Origin of the sequence: Variovorax paradoxus, assembly GCF_029919115.1 — a bacterium.
Taxonomy (GTDB): Bacteria; Pseudomonadota; Gammaproteobacteria; order Burkholderiales; family Burkholderiaceae_C; genus Variovorax; species Variovorax paradoxus_O.
Genome location: NZ_CP123990.1, coordinates 644,958 through 663,260, shown reverse-complemented (window position 1 = coordinate 663,260; position 18,303 = coordinate 644,958). Strand labels below are relative to the sequence as shown.

The following is an 18,303-nucleotide window of genomic DNA, read 5'->3' as shown; positions in this document are numbered from 1 at the left end:
CGGCAGCGGCGAGGTCGTCAGGCTGCTCGATGGACGCCTGGTGGGAACCACCGGTCTTTCCACCGATTGGCGCGAGGTGCGGTTTTCAGTACTGCCAGCCTGGAGCGCCGATGCCGGCACCGCGCCGTCTGCAAAAACCTATCGCCGCCAACGCGACATGATGCCGGGCTACCGGTTCGGCGTTCGTGACGAGATCGTGCTGTCGCCGATTGCCGCACCGCAGCAAACCGCCTTGGCTGGCACGGCTGCTGCTTCCCTGCGCTGGTACGAGGAGCGCAGCGTTTCGCGGCCGGCAAGCGCCTCGTTGCCACCCGCGCGCTTCGGCGTCTCACAAGCGGGCGGCACCCCTCGGGTCGTTTATTCCGAGCAATGTATTTCCAATGATCTGTGTATGAGCTTCGAGCAGTGGACGCCTTCTTCTCCAGCACCCGTCGCAGCGGCGAGCGCTGGTACATGAGCGGCGCGCTTCTGCGTGGCTTCGGCAAACACCCCTGGCCCCTTCGCGCAGCGGTGGCCTGCGCGCTCGCGGCGAGTTGCGCAGCCACAGCCCAGCCCCTGGGCAATGGCCCCGTCGACAACAAGTCCCCCGCCGACGACAGCGACATTCGCCCGGGCGAGCGCCTGAGCACCTGGCTGCTGCGGCAGCCGGCGGAAACGGCCGCCCCGGGCTTGTCGTGGCGCATTCCGCAAGAGCGGCTGGCGCAGCAATTCCTGAAGAACCAGGTGCTGCTGCGGCTCGAGGCCGCAAGGCGGCGCGCACCGCGGGAAGAGCAGGCGCAACGCCAGCGGCTGATTGGATGGCTGCAGAACCTCCCCGTTACGGGCCGCGTTGCGCTCGGCATCGTGGACCCGCGCTGGCTCGAGGCGCATCCTGAAGAAGACCCGGTGCTCACGGCCGGCCAGCAACTCGTTGCGCCACCGCCGCTCTTGAACACAGTCTCGGTGGTGCAGCCCGACGGGCGGCTCTGCCAGGTGGCCCACGAGCCTGGCCGCACGGCATGGGACTACGTGGCCGCTTGCGCGCCCGAAGGCAAGCATGACTGGGCATGGGTGGCACAGCCCGACGGCCGCACTGCGCGTGTCGGCATGGCAACGTGGAATGCGCATCCCTCGGACGAACCGGCACCCGGCGCCTGGGTGTGGGCGGCGCCTCGCGGCATGGACGACCTCGAGGCAGCCTCCGAGGGGCTGATCAAGTTCCTGGCCACGCAGGGACCGTCGCCGCAAGGCGCTACTGCCGCGGCTATCGCGGTACCCGCACCTGCACCTGAACCTGAACCTGCGGCCGCCCCATCCGCCGAGCCCGTGCCGCAAGCCGCGTCCTACCAGCCCACCACTGTTTCAGTGCGCCCCGAAGCCGCACCGCAGTACCGCCCGCTGCAGCCCAGCGGCAACGACTGGGGTGAAACCGGCCTGCTGCAGACGCCTTCTGCGCGCATGGGCCAGGCCGGCGACATGCGCACATCCATCACGCACGTCTCGCCCTACACGCGGCTGAACGTGATGTTCCAGCCGCTGGACTGGCTCGAAGCCGGCTTCCGCTACACGTCCATCGGCAACCGCATCTACGGCATCGGCTTGAGCAACCAGGACTACAAGGACAAGAGCATCGACTTCAAGGCGCGGCTGTGGAAAGAGTCGGCCTACCTGCCCGAGGTGGCCCTGGGCTTTCGCGATATCGGCGGTACCGGTCTCTTTTCGTCCGAATACCTCGTGGCGAGCAAGCGGCACGGCGACCTGGATTTCAGCCTCGGCATCGGCTGGGGCTACATGGGCAGCAGCGGAACCATCAGCAACCCGTTCGGTGTGCTGAGCAGCCGCTTCAAGACCCGCGTCAGCGAGACGACATGGGGTGGCGCCAACTTCGGCCGGCTCTTTCGCGGACCCACCGCGCTCTTTGGCGGCGTGCAATGGCGCACGCCCTGGGACCCGCTCACGCTCAAGCTCGAGTTCGAGGGCAACAACTACAAGAACGAGCCGCTCAACAACGACCAGCCGCGGCGCTCGCCGATCAACTTCGGGCTGGAGTACCGCTACGCCCCCGGCGTAACCTTTTCCGCCGGGCTGGAGCGCGGCAACAAGGTGATGGTGGGTCTTACGCTGCAGACCAACCTGGCGAGCATGCAAATGCCCAAGACGGCGGATCCGCCGGCACCGCGCTTTTCGCCGACGCCGCCCGCCACTTCTCCGGGCTGGGCAGCCACTGCAGCGGACATCGAAAGCCGCACCGAGTGGACCATCCAGCGCATCGCCCCGCAGGGCCAGATGCTGCACGTGTGGATCACCGAAAGCGCCACCGTCTACCGCAACGCGCGCGTCGAGCAGATCATTGCCGTGCTGCATCGCGATGCGCCGGGTTCGATCAAGAACTTCGTGCTGCATTACTCGGAGCGCGGCTTGCCGATGCATGCGCAAGTGGTCGACCGCAACGAATGGGTGACGGCGCACTACCAAGCGCAGACGCCGAGTGAAGCCCGCGCGGCCAGCCAGCGCGACTACGCGCCCCCGCCCATCGGCGCCGACTTTCAGCCCGCCAATCTTCCGCACACCAATGCGGCCATCGCGTCCAGGGATGCGCCGGACATTGCAGGCGACAACAAGGCACTGGCGCCGTGGGAGCGCCGCACCTCCAAGTTCAGCATTGGCCTGACGCCCAGCCTGGGCCAGATCCTCGGGGGCCCCAACTCTTTCGTGCTGTACCAGATCGGCGTGCAGGCGGTTGCCGAATACCGCTTCACGCCGAGCACCTGGGTCAATGGTGCGCTGAACCTGCGCCTGCTCGACAACTTCGACAAGTTCACCTACACGGCGCCCAGCAACCTGCCGCGGGTGCGAACGCTCCAGCGCGAGTACGTCACCACAAAGCGCCTGACCATGCCGGTGCTGCAGCTGACCCACGTTGGCCGGCTGACGGACAACCAGTACTACAGCGTGTACGGCGGTGCGCTCGAAAGCATGTATGCGGGCGTCGGCGCAGAATGGCTCTACCGGCCGTGGCGCAGCCGGCTGGCCGTAGGCGTCGACTTCAACCATGTGCGGCAGCGCGACTTCGAGCAGGACTTCGGCCTGCGCGACTACAAGGTGAACACAGGCCATGCCACGCTCTACTGGGACACCGGCTGGAACGGCATCCTGGCCAAGATCAGCGCGGGGCAATACCTGGCGGGCGACCGCGGGGTCACCATCGACATCAGCCGGCGCTTCGACAACGGCGTGGTGCTCGGTGCCTACGCCACCAAGACCAACATATCGGCACGGCAGTTCGGCGAAGGCAGCTTCGACAAGGGCATCTACATCTCGGTGCCCTTCGATGCACTGCTGCCGCGCTCGAACAAGTTCACCGCCAACTTCGCATGGGCGCCGCTGGTGCGCGACGGCGGTGCGCGCCTTGGCCGCATCCACCCGCTGTACGAAATGACATCCGCCCGCGACCCGAGCGCCTTCAAGTTCGCGCCGCCCGACAGCGGCGCTCCGGGCACTGGCGACAACATCCTGAAGTTCGAACGGCGCTAGGGCTCGCGCCTTTTCGCTCGTTGCGTCGCCAGGTTCAGCGAGCCTGCGGCGCGGCGGGCCCGCGCATGATGAAGAACAGCCAGGCCATCATTGCCGCAGCCATGCAGGCAAAGCCCAGCGTCATGGCGTTGATGGTGTGGATGTAGGAGATTGGCGGCTTGGCCATGAGCATGCAGGCCCCGAACACCAGCGCGCCGAAGATCGAGCACCACAAGAGAGCCCCCGGCCGGCCCGCGGCCCTGAACCCGGTCCGCAGGCACATCGTGAGGCCGAAGATTGCAGGCGCATAGAAAAAGGGCGAGAAATCCATCCCACCGTAGTTCTTGCCGAAGGCCAGCACCACCAGGTGAGGCCCCAGCAGGCCCAGCAAGACCCCACCGATTTCCGCCACCACGAATCCGAAGACGACGAACTTGATGAACAGGCGAAACGCGTCTTTCCGGCGCTCGGATTTCCAGCTGGCCGCCAGCTTGGGCAGGATGTAGTAGCCCAGCGCGAGCAGCACGTACTGCATGGGCAGCAGGAAGGTGATGTAGATCTTCAGCAACCCGCCCTGCGCGGAATCGGCCGAAGAGCCCAGGAGCAAGATGGCGCCCCCGGTCATGATCCAGCTCATGAACTGGGACAGGCTCGCCTTCCACCCATAGGCAGACGCCTCCTTGAGGGTCAGCGTCTGCGCATCGGCCGGCGGCGGCAGTGGCGCAATCACATTCTTCAGGCCCGCAGCGATCAGGATCGAGAACGGCAGCTGGATGATGGAAACCCAGAGCAGCGCCTGCGTCCAAGAAGCGGGCTTCAGGCCGATCAGGACCGCCACATAGCCGATGCTGATCAGGACGCCCGATATGCAGAGCACCGCGAAGCGGCGCCCGACCAGCAGGATGCTGCGAGAGATCCAGAATATTTCGTAGCCGATGATCAGAGCCACGCCGGCCCAGCTCAGGGGCCCCGGAAAGCCCGCGAACTGCCACACCAGGAAGCCCGCAACCGACACTGCGGCAACCAGCGCCCAACTCCACCAGGCTGCCGGGCGGTCCGCGTAGTAGCGCTTGATCAGCAGCGGTTCATGCACCACCGCCGTATGCAGGATGTATTGGAAGCTGACGATTGCGAGAAAGGCCGACGCAATGCCAAAGTCCGAAGGCGACAACGCCCGCGCCAGCGCAAAGCTCAGCAGCAGCTGGCTCGCGCTATAGATGCACTGGTCAGCAACTGCATAGATCGGACCTCCAAGGCGTTTTCGAATCCCCGCGAACGACGCCATTCACTAGTCCGACAGCGAAAACAGGACCGGATAGGCGCTAGCCTTCGCGGCAAAGCCCCCGTCGACCGGACTGCCGCAGCTTCCGTGGCGCACCTGCGGAAAGAAGTCGACGCGCGTGCACTTCTTGCCCTTTTCGGCGGACACCAGAACGTTCTGCTCCGAGCTTTGCGTCCACACCACGTGCAGCAATGAATTTCCGCGGCTCAGCACCAGCCTGTTGAGGCCGGAGGTGCTGTCGTAGGAAACCTTCCTGGAATTTCTGGCGATCTTGAGGAACTCGGAAAGGCTGGAGAAGGCTTCTTTCTTCTCGCCCCCCTTGGACTTCAGTCCGAAGTTGTCTTCTCTTGAGACAACCGACGTACCCCGGTCCTTCCAGGCGTAGAGATTCAAAAGCTTGATGCCGGCGGCCACATTGGTCAGGTATTCGCGCAAGATCAACGACGCCTGTGCGTTGCGGTCCCGCACCGGCAGGTAAGACGCATAGCCCCATTCCGAAGCAACGATGCCGACCTTGCCGAGTTGCAGCTGGTCCAGTTTTGCGCGCAGCTTTCCGTAGTCGGCAATGGCGGTCTCGGGAACCGAGCGGTACGGATGGATCGATATGTCCGTCAGGCAGTTGGCCTTGGCCCCCGAAACGAAAGCGCTTTCGAGTTGCGGCGGAACCTGCCCCTGGTTGAAAGGGAGCTTCGCAAAACCGAATCCCATGACGATCTTCGGCGGATTCTTGAGTTGCGCGATGCTGCGGCAGAACTCGGTGGTGGCGGTTTCAAAGTTCGAAAAGAGCGCCGGATTCAAAAAGGTCTTGTAGTCGGGCTCGTTCCACAACTCCCACACCGCCACATCGGTCGAATGTGCGTCCATGAATTGGGCCGCAAAATTTGCGAACAGCTTTTCCCTTTGGCCGCCGGCCTGAAGGTCCGACGGGTCATGCCCCCAGATCTCCTTGCCGCCAAACAGCGTCACGATGGCTTCGAGCCTTGCATTGCGCACGCGCCGGATCAGTTTCGAGTAATCGATCATTGCGGGGTTGACGCTCTTCAACGGAGGCCGAACACCGAACCGGACAAACTCGAATCCCGCAGCCCTGATTTCGTTCAGGTCTTCGTCCGAGATGTCGTTCGGGTCGATCTGCACGCTCAGCGCCGTCGGATATTCGGTGCCCAATTCGCTGACGCCCCGCGCCTGGGCTGAAAGCGAAATTGCAGCAAGCACCGCCAGCGTGCAGAAGAGCTTGGCGATTTCGCGCAGCGATGAAATCGTCATCACAGCACCGACTCCTTGTAGAGATCGACGATGGCCGAGTTCATGCGGTCGGCGGTGTATTTCTTCTCGAAGATCTCGCGCCCGGCCTGCCCCATACGCACCAGGTCTTCGTTCGGGATCTGGTCGATCTCGCGCAGCGCTTCATCCAGGCGATCGAGCGGGAACAGCCGGCCGTTTTTCGTGTCTTCGATGATGTCGACCAGACCGCCCACGGCGGAAGCGAAAACCGGTTTGCTCCGCGCCATTGCCTCCACGGCCACAAAGCCGAAGCCTTCCCATCTGGACGGAACGATCACTGCGTCGCAAGACCTGTATGCAGCATCGAGATCGTCTTTCTCGAGCCACCCCTTGAACTCGATTTCGCTCGAATGAGCCAGGGAAAGATCGTTTCGTACTGCGCCGCCGACGATGGTCAGCTTGAATCTCGGCCGCACGCGGGCATAGGCATCGAGCAGCAAGTCGATGCCTTTTTGCCGGTCGAGCCGGCCTACGAACAGAATCTGCCTTTGCCGCGCCGACATTTCCTTTGCGCCGGCCGGTTGCTCCTGGCCGATCGCTGCGGGGGTGATGCCGTTCGGAATGCACCTGCATCGCTTGATGCCGAATTTTTCGGCGATGCGCAGCTCATGGTCGCTGATGCAGATGATCGCGTCGGTCCAGTACGACAGCAGCCATTCGGCCCAGCGATAGATCGACTTCTTGTACGAAGGACCGATCTGGTCGAATGCCCAGCCATGGGAGCAATAGACGATTTTTGTCTCTTGCGGCACCTGGCCGAGCAGCGCCATGGCGCGAACAACCCCGCCGGCAATCGAACTGTGGAGATGCAGAACCGACGGCCGCTCCGTCCGAATGATCTTCCTGACCTCCGCGGCATAGCTTGCGAGCGCCAAAGGGCTGCGCGCCGTGGGCACCACATGGGTGTCTTGCGAACTGAGCCACTCCACCGGTCCGGGCAAGATGAATTTCGCTTGGCTGATGACGGGCGAGTTTTGCTGAAAGCCCGAAACCATTCGAAGATAGGTTTCTAGCCCGCCCTTGAGGGTCTCGGCAATGTGCAATATTTTCATGGCCTGCGCAGTCAGATCAAGGCATGAATTCCGGTAACCACTTCGCCTCTGAGCAGGTCGAGTGCTTGCCGGTCCGGCGTTTTTTCATTCAGCAGGCCCAGCACCGAGGCTTCGAGCTTTTCCACGCGGGGCGACAGGTCGAAGAGATAGCGCTTTCGCTTCGTCAATTCGAAGAACGACTCGACCTTCTTGTCCCAATTCATGCCTATGGAAGGAATGTTCAGGCTGTAGGCCACGATGTTGGCATGCAGCCGGTGAGCCACGATGCATGAACAGGCGCTGATCAGCGAGACCAGTTCATCGGGATGACGGGGAACCAGGAAATTGGATTTCGGCGCACTGGATTCCGCAGAGATCTCGTTCAGGACCTTGTTGTCTTCAGAAGCCCCGTTGGTGAAATACAGCACCCGCTTTCCCTCGGCCCTCAACGATTCGGCGAGCGTCGAAAAGAACCTGGCCGATTCCGTCGAGTTGGCGTTCGCGTATTCGGAGTTCATGACCAGCGCATCGAGGCTGCTCACGCAGATGCCGATGTCCCAGTTCTTCTCTGGCGAGAGTTCATTCGAAAACGCATCGGCACAAACCAGCGCCGGGTCGGGAACGACCCTGATGCTGCCCCTCGGAATTCCGAAATGCGCATGCAGGTTGTTTGCCGATTCCTTGTCGCGCGTGGCGTAGAAAACCGGCCTTGCATTGCTGATGAACCGCTTGACCAGGAACCGGCCCCAAAACGACCATCGTGCGGTAACCCCCACCGACACCACCACCACGCGCTTTCCGCGCAGCAAGCGGCTCAGCAGAAAAAGCTTGGCCGGAAAATTGAGCGCCACGTCGCAAAAGAGCTGGCCGCCGCCAATGACGATGAGATCCGCATCGCCGACCGCGGCTTTCCAGTTCTTTCGCCAGACGAGAAAGTAGCCCTTGAGGCAGTAGAGAAAAACGATCAGCGACCGAAGCAGCGATGGCAGCTTTGCAAAAACACGGAAAGCGCCCCCACCCCGCAGGTTTTCTTCTTCAAAGCCCACTCGGCCGGCAATGTCCAGAAACTCGACATTGGCCCGCGGGTACTTCATGGCTGCAATATGAGCCAGCGACGCCGCGATCACCCCATCTCCGAGGTTGTCGCTGAAAGGCACCGCGCAAATCAGGATCTTTTTCATCTTCAAAACGGATTCATCTCGACCCGTGGCCTACTGCAACCACCCAGATGGTGCGGATGAAGATGGAGATATCCCTTCCCACGGAAAGCGTCTCGACATAGCTCACATCCAGCGCCACGCGTTTTTTGTAGCTCAGCTGATTGCGTCCGCTGACTTGCCATAGCCCCGTAATGCCGGGCCGCACCGCGCAATAGAACGACCAGTCGGCGCCGTACAGCCCCTTTTGATCGAGCATGCAGGGCCGGGGGCCGACCAGGCTCATGTCTCCCACGAGCACGTTCCAGAACTGCGGCAATTCGTCCAGGCTGGTCTTGCGGATGAACTTGCCGAAACGGGTGATGCGCGGATCGTTTTCGAGCTTCTGGTAGTCGTCCCATTGCTGGCGCGCCACGGGATCGTTCTTCAGGTGCTCTTCCAGGATCTGGGCGGAGTTGGGGAGCATGGAGCGGAACTTGTAGAACTTGAACACGCGCCCACCCCGGCCGTACCGCGGCTGCGAATACAGGACCGGCGCTCCGGAAGTGAGAAAAACGCCGATGGCAAGCAAGACATAAAGCCAGCCGAAGGCGGTAAAAAAGAAAAGCGAAGCCGCGATATCGACCGCCCTTTTACCTGCCCGCAACATGGCCGAATGACGAATTCCTTCCCATGCCGAATCTGAAAATTCGGTATGCATTTCCTCGCTCATGGGAGCGGTCAATTCCTCTGGCCGAAAGTTTGTCATAGGAATTCCCCGCTTTCGCAATTGACGCGGAGGCAATTTTTCAGCTTAAGAACTCTCATTGCTGGAGCACCTTTCGTCTTACAAGCAAACGCTTGCCCCTCTCGGGTCGGTGATAAGTTGCGGCGCGGGCGCCAAGCCCGATACGGCTCGGCCCGGGAGCCTTGAAGGATGCTGCGCACAAAAACCATCGCGCAGTCCAGGCGACTCAACCACGTAATACAAAAGAACGAAGTAATTGACCCTAGGCCTTTGTAATTAGCTTTTGAGCAAAGGCACCAAATTAGTGCGGCGAGTGAGAAATTCCACACTCTGGCCTAATTTTCACAGATATCTTTCCGCTGCCTAGGTGGTATCCCTGTTGTTTTTGTATTTATAGTGTATGTAACGGTAACCGCCATATTTATAGCTGCTGCTACCGGCGTGGCGCCGCGATAAGTCCATAGCATTCAAAATGACACCATTGGCGGCGCAGCCCGCATGCGCCAGTCTTCTGACGCTCTCGTTCAATTCGCCCAGCTGGGTTTTTTCCGCACGGGCAACAAGCAGCAGCGAGCCCGCAAGCGGCGCCACCGAGGAGGTATCGGCAGCCACCAGCACGGGCGCCGTATCGATGATTACCAAGTCATAGCTCGGCGAAAGCTTTTCCAAAAGTTGCGAAAAAGAGTCGCTCAGGAGCAATTCGGCCGGGTTCGGCGGGAGCACCCCGGTGGTTATGACGTCGAGATTCGGCAGGACCGACGGGCGAATGGCTTTTTCAAGGCTCAATGTGCCGGCAATCAATTCGGATAAACCGGAAGATCGCGGCATTGAGAAGAATTGATTAACCCGGCCCTTGCGCAAATCGGCATCGACCAGCAGCACCTTCTTGCCGGACGCAGCGGTAATTGCCGCGAAATTGACGGAAACAAAAGTCTTCCCCACCCCGGGCGTGGCACCCGAGATGAGCAGGCGGTTGTTGGGCGCCTCCAGCATGGCGAACTGCAGCGCGGTTCGCAGGCTGCGCAGGCTCTCCACCGCGGGATCTTCCGAATGCTGCAGGGCCAGGATATGTAGGCCGGGTGCCTTGTTCTCGATGCTCTTGTCGATCATCCGCTGGGCGCCGCTCAGCGGGATGCTGCTGTAGACATTGAGCCCGGTGTGCATTTCGATTTCGCTCGGGTTGCGAATGCCGCCGAAGAACGAGTTCCTGGCAATCGCGGCGGCCACGCCGGCCATCAGGCCCACGAGCAACGCCAGCGCGAGGATCAGCGGCCGCTTGGGCCAGACTGGCTCTTCAGGAACGATGGCGTCGTCCAGCAGGCGCACGTTGCCGACTTTGCCTTCCTTGGCCAGCCGCATCTGCAGCGAGCTGTTGAGGAGCGATACGTAGAGGTCGGTGTTGACCTTGATGTCGCGCTGCATCTGCACGGTGTTCTGCTGCAGCAGCGGCATCTTGCGGATGCGCGAATCGACCGAGGCGATTTCGCCCTTCCACGCCGAGATTTGCGTGTCCAGTGTCTGGATGCTCGGATGCTTGTCCGTGAAGCGCGCGGAGAGCTCGCGCCGCTTCTGCTGCGCTTCGAGCAGTTTCGATTGAAGGTCGACCGTCTGCGTCAGGGCGTTTTTCGCCTCGTCGTCGAGGCTGACGGTGCCGTTCTCGTTCCGGTAGCGGTTGTAGAGATCTTCCGATTGCTCGAGCTGCTTCTTGAACTGCGGCAGCGCGGTGTCGAGAAAGCCCAAGGTCTTTTCAGCCTCGGCAGCCTTGCGCTCGATATTCTGGCGAACATAGAGGCGGCCGATTTCATTGAGGAGCTGGGTCAGCTTTTCAGGACTCGGGTGCTTCCAGCTGACGTCGATCACGCCCGACTGCTTGCCCTTCTCGACAACCTTGAGCCCGTCCTGCAACGACAGCAGCGTCAGTTGCTTCGAAAACCTGACCAGCTGGAACTGCGCGCCGGGTTTGGCGTTGATGGAGCTGACCAGGAGCCGCAAGCTGCCGCCCGGAAGACTGGCGGCCAGCGGGGTTCCCACCGTGCCCTTGAGCGGGGTTTCGATGCCGGGATGAGCCAGTTCATAGCGGTTGTCGGCTTGCACAGTCAGAGAAAACTGTTGCTCTTCGAGATCGGCCGGCACATCGAACTGGGGGACGACGATCTTCTCGGTTCCGGTCACGTAGCCCGAGAGCCCCATGAAGCCCGGGTTCGAAAGCTCGGTTGCGCGCCGCGAAAGCCAACTGCCCACCACGGGGGCATAGCGGGGCTGCGCGCTGATGTAGAGCTTGGTGTTTTCAACCGCCTGCGCCAGGATGGCGCGCGACTTGATGATTTCGATCTCGCCCGCGGCGGGGGTCTTCACGCTCAGCAGCGAAGAGGCGGCATCGCCCAGGAAGCTGCCCGCCGAATTGCCGGAGTCTTCCACCTGCACCGCCACGTTGGCCTCGTACATGGGCTTGCCGAAGAAGGCATAGGCAAAGCCCAGGAACAAGGCGGCCGCGGCAACGATGGCAATGAGCCAGCGGTTGTCGGCGAGGATGTCCAGGTATTCGACCAGATTGATTCCTTCGCCCTCTTCTTCCAGCGCTGGCATCGGCAGGGCGGCTTGCTGGGGTGCGTTCATGTCGGTTGCTGCTCGGGTTTTGTAATTTTCAGAATGCGATCGATCCAGGTCCTGGCGCCCACGTCGATGAGGGCCAGTGCATGCTCGAAAGCCGCCTCGTCTTTCCGGTAGGGATCGGGCACGTCCTGCTTGGCGGCTTCGGCAATGCGAAAGACCTTGCCACGCACAAAGGGGTAGGCCGATTCGAGATAGCGGCGCTGCTCCATGTCCATTACCAGGATCAGGTCGGCCTGCCGGCACAGCAGTTGGCTCACCTGTTGCGCCACATGGGCCGAAATGTCGATGCCGCGCTGGTGCATGAGCATTTGCGCCGTGGCGTCGGCCGGCTTGCCGACGAGCGCGCCCGTACCCGCCGACACCACGCGAAGATGCGGCAAGCCGGCGGAGAGGATGCCCTCCGCCATCGGGCTGCGGCAGATGTTGCCGATGCAGACTGTCAGGATGGATTTCATCTGTGGCGGCTCCAGACCTCGTCGCCGGCATTGATGACTTGCGCCGCCGGCAGGATCAGGCTGGCCAGGCGGTTCCAGGTCACGAGCGGCACGGAATCGATGTAGACCACGTCGCGCGGCTGCAGCGGAAAGCGCTCGGCCAGCGCCAGGGCGGCCGGGTTCTTCGCGTTCAGGTGGAAGATTGCCGGCAAGCCCCTGGCGTTGTTGCGAATGACGTAGACCTGCCCGGTGTTGGCCGACGCCAGGTTGGGCCCGCCCGCCTCGCCAAGCGCTTCGTTCAGGCTGAGGCGTCCGTTGTGCATGAGCAAGGCCGAGGGGCGCGAGATTTCGCCCATGACGAACACCTTGCTCTCGTCGCGGTTCCGCACCTGGATTACGTCGCCGTTGCGCAGCGGAATCTGGCTCGCGTCAGCGCCCACATCCTGGAGGTTGGTCAGGTTGATGAGCGTCGATTTGCCGCCGCGCTGCAGCGTGACGAACGAACGGTCGCCGTTCGCAGTGATACCGCCGGCGCGGCTGATGGCTTCGGCCAGCGTCATCGGCACGTCGGTAAATATCTGCAGCCCGGGGGTTCGCACCTCGCCTTCGACAAAGGCGCGGCGGCTTCTGAAGGACTGGATGCGCACGGTCACCTGCGGATCCTTGATGTAGACCGCGATGCGCTTCGCAATGAGATCGGACGCCTCGATTTCAGTCAGCCCCTGAAGCTTGACGCGGCCGATGTAGGGAAAGGTGATCTGCCCGTCGGCACCGACGATGAAGCCGGGTGCCACGCTGATGCCCGTGGGGTCGGCCTGCTGCGTGATCACCGCGCCCGCATTGGGCAGCAGCTCCGGGTGGTCATAGACGATCACGCCCACCACGTCGCCAGGTCCAATCGTGTAGACGGGAGCTTCGCCGAAAAGCGCCTTCACCTCGGATGGCACGGTCGTGGGCTGCGCTTCGGCCATCGCTCGGATGAGAGCAGGCGAAATCGAGGTAATTACCCCGTCTGGTGCGCCGTCGGCCGGCAGGTACTGGAATTCCGGCGGCAGGCTCTGGTCGGCCTCGTAGGCAGACACGGAACTGAAGCCGGGTGCGCAGCCCTGCAGCAATAACGCGCCGATTAGGGCAAAACCCCACACTGACGGGTGCACGTAGCGTGTCAAATTGATCCCCATTGCACAAATTGGTTTTCTCGACATTCCGTGATTCATATGCAAGGCCCGAGCCCAATACGCATTTGGGCCCGGCCTTTTTGTCACGGTTCGTGAAAGCGGGCCTTCGCGTTGTCGTCAGGCGCGCCGACCGAATTGTCGCTGCCCGCGCATCACCTGTTTTCCGTTGAATAGACGAAAAAAATGTGTCCATCTGTGGAATAGCCCGAGGCTGTGCAGGGGAATGTTCAACCGCAATGCCGAAGGGCTGTTCTTCATTGGGAAATGAAAACCTTCGGGGGACACGCAAAGCCGCTGCGCGCGGTTTGCAAATGTGAACTATCAATTAACCCATTGACGGGACCAATTGTGGCATTCAAGCGACAATTGGCGCCTATTGGCCGGCCAACTAAAAGGTTTGCTCTTTTGTAAGCACCTGTGAATTCCAGCCGGGCGCACGGGCTGGCGCGCGGTTGTGCAGAAGATCGCTGCGCCTGTACGGGCGCTCGATGCCCGCCATCCAGGCGGCAAGGGATTCCAGCGCGTACTGAGTGGGTGCGGGCCGCCCCACGATGACGAAAAACAACAACGGCACCACGACACCCGCAGCGAGCCAGAGAGGCGTTCGCAGAGAGACGATAGCCAGCCTGTCGCGCTGCAGCCAGAGAAAGCTTGCGCTCACCACGGTACCGAGCGCAACGCCTGTCACCACTTCTGCCGTTGAATGCACTTCAAGCGCCAGCCGCGACACGCCGACAGCAACGCCCCATGCCCATCCCGCAATGGCCGCCGCAATGCGCAGGAATGGTGCAAATCGCAGTGCCGCAAGCCAGAAGACAACGGTCCAAACGCTCGTTGCCAATGCGGTGTGTCCGCTGAAACCGGTGAAATCGAAACGGGCGCAGCCTATTCCCCAGCCGAGAAAAGCCAGTTTGGACAGCATCACCGCAAAGCCGCATCCCCCGAAGAGGAGCGCCCAATGCACTGCTGCCGGACGCGTGCTGCGGTCGACCGCCAACCAAATTGCGATCCACAATGCAGCGGGCAATAGAAAGCCGCTGTCACCCAGCCCGGTGACCATTAACCAGAAACTATTCATCGATTTGAAATGGAATTGCGCCTTCTCGGTGCGGCGGCTCGGCGATTTGATTCGTTATCATTAAAGCCAGCCATCCGCCGGGGAGCTCTTTCGGACTACAGGCATGTGTCGATCGAGTTCCAGGCGGGCCGATTGTTCCACAGGCATACTCGCGACATCTTCAACACCGGTGCGCCCCAGCACATCGAAATCATGAGCATCCTCAGTGAATTCAAGGAATTTGCCGTCAAGGGCAATGTCGTCGATCTCGCGGTGGGCGTGATCATCGGCGCGGCGTTCGGGAAGATCGTCGACTCGCTTGTGGGCGACATCATCATGCCGGTCGTCGGGCTGGTGTTCGGCAAGCTCGATTTCTCCAATCTGTACCTGGTGCTGGGTTCAGTCCCTTCGGGCGTGGCGAACAATCTGGCCGACCTGAAGAAGGCTGGCGTGCCGGTGCTGGCCTATGGCAACTTCATCACCATTGCGGTCAACTTCATCATCCTTGCCTTCATCATCTTCATGATGGTCAAGCAGATCAACAAGCTGCGCAAGGTTCATGCCGAGGCACCCGCTGCCCCGGTGGCGCCACCCGAAGACATTGCATTGCTGCGCGAGATCCGGGACAGCCTGAAGAACCGTCCTTAAGCGCCCGTCAGCGTCCTGGCCATGCGCAGCGCCTCGATGAGGCTGGACGCATCGGCCCGGCCCGTGCCCGCTATGTCGAACGCGGTGCCGTGATCGGGGCTGGTGCGCACCAGCGGCAGGCCCAGCGTGACGTTCACGCCCTTCTCCACGCCCAGGTACTTGACCGGGATCAGCCCCTGGTCGTGGTACATGGCCACCACCACATCGAATTCGCCGCTCCCAGGCACGCCTGCCTTGGCGCGGGCACGCATGAAGACAGTGTCGGGCGCATGCGGGCCGCTGGCGTCGATGCCCTCGGCGCGTGCGGCCGCAATGGCCGGGGCGATGATGTCGCGCTCTTCGGAACCGAAGAGGCCGCCCTCGCCTGCATGCGGATTGAGGCCCGCCACGCCGATGCGCGGCGCCCGCCCGAGCATGCGGTGCAAGGCACGGTGCGTGATGCGCAGGGTTTCAAGCACGTTGCCGAAACTCACCGCAGTGATGGCGTCGCGCAGCGACATGTGAATGCTGACGAGCACGGTGCGCAGGTCGTCGTTGGCCAGCATCATGCGCACCGGCATGCCGTCCACGGCCACGCCTGCGTGCGCGGCAGCCTCGGCCTGCAGCAGCTCGGTATGTCCGGGATAAGGAAACCCCGCCGCGGCCAGTGCTTCCTTGTGCAGCGGTGCCGTCACGATGGCGGCAATGTCGCCCCGCAATGCGGCGCGCGCAGCCCACACCACGCAGTCGCCCGCGACGCGCCCAGCTTCGGCGCTGATCCGGCCGGACACAATGTTGTCGGCCGGTGCGGCCACCTGCAGCACGGGAATGCACCCCGGAGGCGCCGTAGCTGCCTCGGCCGCATGCTCGATTTCCGCCACGGGCCATGCCGGCTGCCCAGGCAGCGCAAGAGCCTGCGACGCGCGGCGCATGGTGGCCACGTCGCCGGCCACGAAGGCGCCGCGCGTGGCGCCGGGCGCCTGGCGGAAAGCCTTGACGATGATTTCCGGGCCGATGCCCGCAGGATCGCCGAGCGTGATCGCCACCGGCGCGCCGGCAGCGGTGATGGGATCCTTGCCGGTCATGCGGGATTGTCGATATCGATGAATTCGTGCTTCAGGCCGAGCTGGGCTGCCACGTGGGCCGCGACCGCCGGTGCGCCGTAGCGTTCGGTGGCATGGTGCCCGCAGGCCAGGAAGGCGACGCCCATCTCGCGTGCATAGTGGGCCTCGGGTTCGGAGATTTCACCGGTGATGAACGCATCGGCCCCGGCGGCAATGGCGGCCTCGAAGTAGCCTTGGGCACCGCCGGTGCACCACGCGATGTTCTTGATGGCTTTGTGGGCGGTATCGACCAGCGTCACGGGCCGCTTGAGGACCTTTTCCGCGTGGGCGGCAAGCTCCTTGGCATTGGCAAAGCTCTCGCCGTTTTCGCGCGCGCCGAGAAAGCCGAGTTCCTGTTCGCCAAAGCGCCCGGCGGAGCCGGCATGCGCAAGCAGGCCGAGCTGCAAGCCGAGCTGGGCGTTGTTGCCAAGCTCGGGGTGGGCATCGAGCGGCAGGTGGTACGCGAACAGATTGACGTCATCGCCAAGCAGCAGGCTCAGGCGCTGCTTCATCCAGCCGGTCACGCAGGCGTCCTGGCCGCGCCAGAACAGGCCGTGGTGAACGAAGATGGCGTCGGCCTCGGCATGAATGGCGGCTTCTATCAGTGCGCGGCTGGCCGTGACGCCCGAGACGATTTTCCGCACCACGGTGCGGCCCTCGACCTGCAGGCCGTTCGGTCCGTAGTCCTTGAAGCGGGAAGGCGCAAGAAGAAGATCGAAGGCATGCAGCAGTTCGTGGCGGGTGGTGCTCATCGCGACATTGTCGCGCTCCCGCTCCCGTTTCGCATGGCATGGCCGCGTGCCGCCAGGGGCCACAGGGCCAGCACAAAGCCCAGGGCTGCCAGCACGGCAACGTAGTGTGCAGGCGCCATGGTGTCGTGCTGGAGCCAGACGGTCAGGATCACAGGCGTGAGTCCGCCGAACACGGCATACGACATGTTGTAGGCAAACGAAAGGCCGGTAAAGCGCACCGGCGCCGGGAACGCGCGCACACCGGCAATCGGCACCGTGGCAATGGTGCCCACGAACAAGCCGACCAAGCCGTAGTGCCAGAAGAGCGTGGCCGGCGTACCCGGCAACCCCGTGTAGAACAGGTACGCGGTCGCGAACAGTCCGCCCCAGCCAATGAGCATGACCGCGCGCGTGCCGATGCGGTCACAGGCCCAGCCGACCAGCACGCAGCCGATGGTCAGGGTCAGCGTGGCCAGCGCATTGGCTTCGAGTGCCAGTGCAGCCGGAATGTGATGCACCTTCTGCAGGTAGGTGGGCGTGTACAGCACCACCACGACGATGGCGGCCGACAGCACCCAGGTGAGCAGGCCCACATAGATGCTTGCGGCACGGTGCTCGCGCAGCACCGTGCGCAGCGGCAACTCGCGCGCAACGGTCTTGCGGTCGGCCAGTTCCTTGAAGACCGGTGTCTCGTGCAGGAACCGGCGCAGGTACACCGAGACGAGGCCGAACACGCCGCCCAGCACGAAGGGAATGCGCCAGGCAAAGTCGCTCACCTCCGCCGGCAGGTAATAGCGGTTGATGCCCACGGCCACGAGCGAGCCGAGCAGGATGCCGCCGGTGATGCCCGAAGTGAGCGTGCCGATGCCGAAGCCATAGCGCTGCGCCGGCACATGCTCGCCGACGAACACCCACGCGCCGGGCATTTCGCCGCCGATGGCCGCGCCCTGCAACACCCGCATGGCCAGCAGCAGCAAAGGTGCGGCAATGCCGATGCTGGCGTAGGTAGGCAACAGGCCGATCACCAGCGTGGGCGCCGCCATCAGGAAGATCGACAGCGTGAACATGCGCTTGCGGCCAAGCAGGTCGCCGAAGTGCGCAATGACGATGCCGCCTACCGGCCGGGCCAGGTAGCCGGCGGCAAAGATGCCGAAGGTCTGCAGCTGCCGCAGCCAGTCGGGCATGTCTGCCGGAAAGAAAAGCGCGCCCAGAACGGTGGCAAAGAAAACGTAGATGACGAAGTCGTAGAACTCCAGCGTTCCGCCAAGAGCGGACAGGGCAAGGGTCTTGTAGTCGCGGGAGTCGAGCGTGCGGGCGGAAAGCGGCCGGGCGCCGTCCGGAGAAGCGTCCGGGGAAAGGGCTTGAGAAGTCATGGCTGGCAGGGAAGTCGTTGCCGCGCGCAGGACCGCCGGGGGATTGAAGCGGAAAAGCAGCGCGCCGGCGAAACACCTGGCCGCGTGCGCCGGGTGGGCGTTGCGGAAGGCCGGAATCCGGAGCCGTGTGGGCTCGCTTCGCGATGCTAAGGGTTATCCCGCATTGGCGCCCGGAACCTTGGGCAATCTCGACCGGCCGGCGCGGTTTTCCGGT

At 62.8% G+C, this 18,303-nt stretch carries 15 protein-coding genes; 3 read left to right on the top strand and 12 right to left on the bottom strand.

Annotated elements, in window-relative coordinates; all coding sequences use genetic code 11:
- The first annotated feature begins 40 nt into the window (after positions 1-40).
- A complete protein-coding gene (locus tag QHG62_RS03100) occupies positions 41-457 on the top strand; it encodes a hypothetical protein (protein ID WP_348638679.1) in 417 nt (138 codons plus the stop codon).
- Positions 454-3,513, top strand: a complete 3,060-nt coding sequence (locus QHG62_RS03095) for a YjbH domain-containing protein (RefSeq protein WP_432445603.1) — start codon at positions 454-456, stop codon at positions 3,511-3,513. The genes QHG62_RS03100 and QHG62_RS03095 overlap by 4 nt, the downstream gene beginning before the upstream one ends.
- Positions 3,514-3,547: 34 nt before the next feature.
- Here QHG62_RS03095 and QHG62_RS03090 read toward each other — a convergent pair whose 3' ends face one another.
- The 9 genes from QHG62_RS03090 to QHG62_RS03050 form a co-directional block, all read right to left on the bottom strand.
- Positions 3,548-4,777 (bottom strand): lipopolysaccharide biosynthesis protein, encoded by a 1,230-nt coding sequence (locus QHG62_RS03090; RefSeq protein WP_281149363.1) that lies wholly within the window; start codon positions 4,775-4,777, stop codon positions 3,548-3,550.
- Between the two features lie 3 nt (positions 4,778-4,780).
- Positions 4,781-6,040 (bottom strand): hypothetical protein, encoded by a 1,260-nt coding sequence (locus tag QHG62_RS03085; RefSeq protein ID WP_281149362.1) that lies wholly within the window; start codon positions 6,038-6,040, stop codon positions 4,781-4,783.
- Positions 6,040-7,110 (bottom strand): glycosyltransferase, encoded by a 1,071-nt coding sequence (locus tag QHG62_RS03080; protein WP_281149361.1) that lies wholly within the window; start codon positions 7,108-7,110, stop codon positions 6,040-6,042. Before QHG62_RS03080 ends, QHG62_RS03085 begins: the two co-directional genes overlap by 1 nt.
- An 11-nt stretch (positions 7,111-7,121) precedes the next feature.
- On the bottom strand, positions 7,122-8,270 hold the full coding sequence (locus QHG62_RS03075) for a polysaccharide pyruvyl transferase family protein (RefSeq protein WP_281149360.1): 1,149 nt from the start codon (positions 8,268-8,270) through the stop codon (positions 7,122-7,124).
- Between the two features lie 13 nt (positions 8,271-8,283).
- Positions 8,284-8,994, bottom strand: coding sequence for a sugar transferase (locus QHG62_RS03070; protein WP_281149359.1), 711 nt, complete (start codon positions 8,992-8,994; stop codon positions 8,284-8,286).
- Positions 8,995-9,336: 342 nt separating this feature from the next.
- Positions 9,337-11,589 carry a polysaccharide biosynthesis tyrosine autokinase gene (locus QHG62_RS03065; RefSeq protein WP_281151486.1) on the bottom strand — a complete coding sequence of 751 codons (2,253 nt, stop codon included), beginning with the start codon at positions 11,587-11,589 and terminating at the stop codon, positions 9,337-9,339.
- Complete coding sequence (locus QHG62_RS03060; RefSeq protein ID WP_281149358.1) at positions 11,586-12,041, bottom strand: low molecular weight protein-tyrosine-phosphatase; 456 nt, start codon at positions 12,039-12,041, stop codon at positions 11,586-11,588. The genes QHG62_RS03065 and QHG62_RS03060 overlap by 4 nt, the downstream gene beginning before the upstream one ends.
- Positions 12,038-13,201 (bottom strand): polysaccharide biosynthesis/export family protein, encoded by a 1,164-nt coding sequence (locus QHG62_RS03055; protein ID WP_281149357.1) that lies wholly within the window; start codon positions 13,199-13,201, stop codon positions 12,038-12,040. Before QHG62_RS03055 ends, QHG62_RS03060 begins: the two co-directional genes overlap by 4 nt.
- Before the next feature lie 385 nt (positions 13,202-13,586).
- Positions 13,587-14,276 carry a phosphatase PAP2 family protein gene (locus QHG62_RS03050; RefSeq protein ID WP_281149356.1) on the bottom strand — a complete coding sequence of 230 codons (690 nt, stop codon included), beginning with the start codon at positions 14,274-14,276 and terminating at the stop codon, positions 13,587-13,589.
- A gap of 192 nt (positions 14,277-14,468) precedes the next feature.
- Here QHG62_RS03050 and mscL point away from each other — a divergent pair, with 192 nt between their 5' ends.
- Entirely contained in the window at positions 14,469-14,903 is a 435-nt protein-coding gene (mscL, locus tag QHG62_RS03045) for a large conductance mechanosensitive channel protein MscL (RefSeq protein WP_281149355.1), read from the top strand.
- On the opposite strand, the gene pdxA is transcribed toward mscL, so the two are convergent.
- The 3 genes from pdxA to QHG62_RS03030 are packed head-to-tail and all read right to left on the bottom strand — an operon-like array spanning position 14,900 to position 18,089.
- Complete coding sequence (pdxA, locus tag QHG62_RS03040) at positions 14,900-15,967, bottom strand: 4-hydroxythreonine-4-phosphate dehydrogenase PdxA (protein ID WP_281149354.1); 1,068 nt, start codon at positions 15,965-15,967, stop codon at positions 14,900-14,902. The two genes, mscL and pdxA, sit on opposite strands and share 4 nt — an antisense overlap.
- The gene (locus QHG62_RS03035) at positions 15,964-16,737 is read right to left on the bottom strand and encodes a Nif3-like dinuclear metal center hexameric protein (protein WP_281149353.1); all 774 of its coding nucleotides are present in this window, start codon (positions 16,735-16,737) and stop codon (positions 15,964-15,966) included. Before QHG62_RS03035 ends, pdxA begins: the two co-directional genes overlap by 4 nt.
- The gene (locus QHG62_RS03030; protein WP_281149352.1) at positions 16,734-18,089 is read right to left on the bottom strand and encodes an MFS transporter; all 1,356 of its coding nucleotides are present in this window, start codon (positions 18,087-18,089) and stop codon (positions 16,734-16,736) included. The genes QHG62_RS03035 and QHG62_RS03030 overlap by 4 nt, the downstream gene beginning before the upstream one ends.
- Positions 18,090-18,303: the final 214 nt, after the last annotated feature.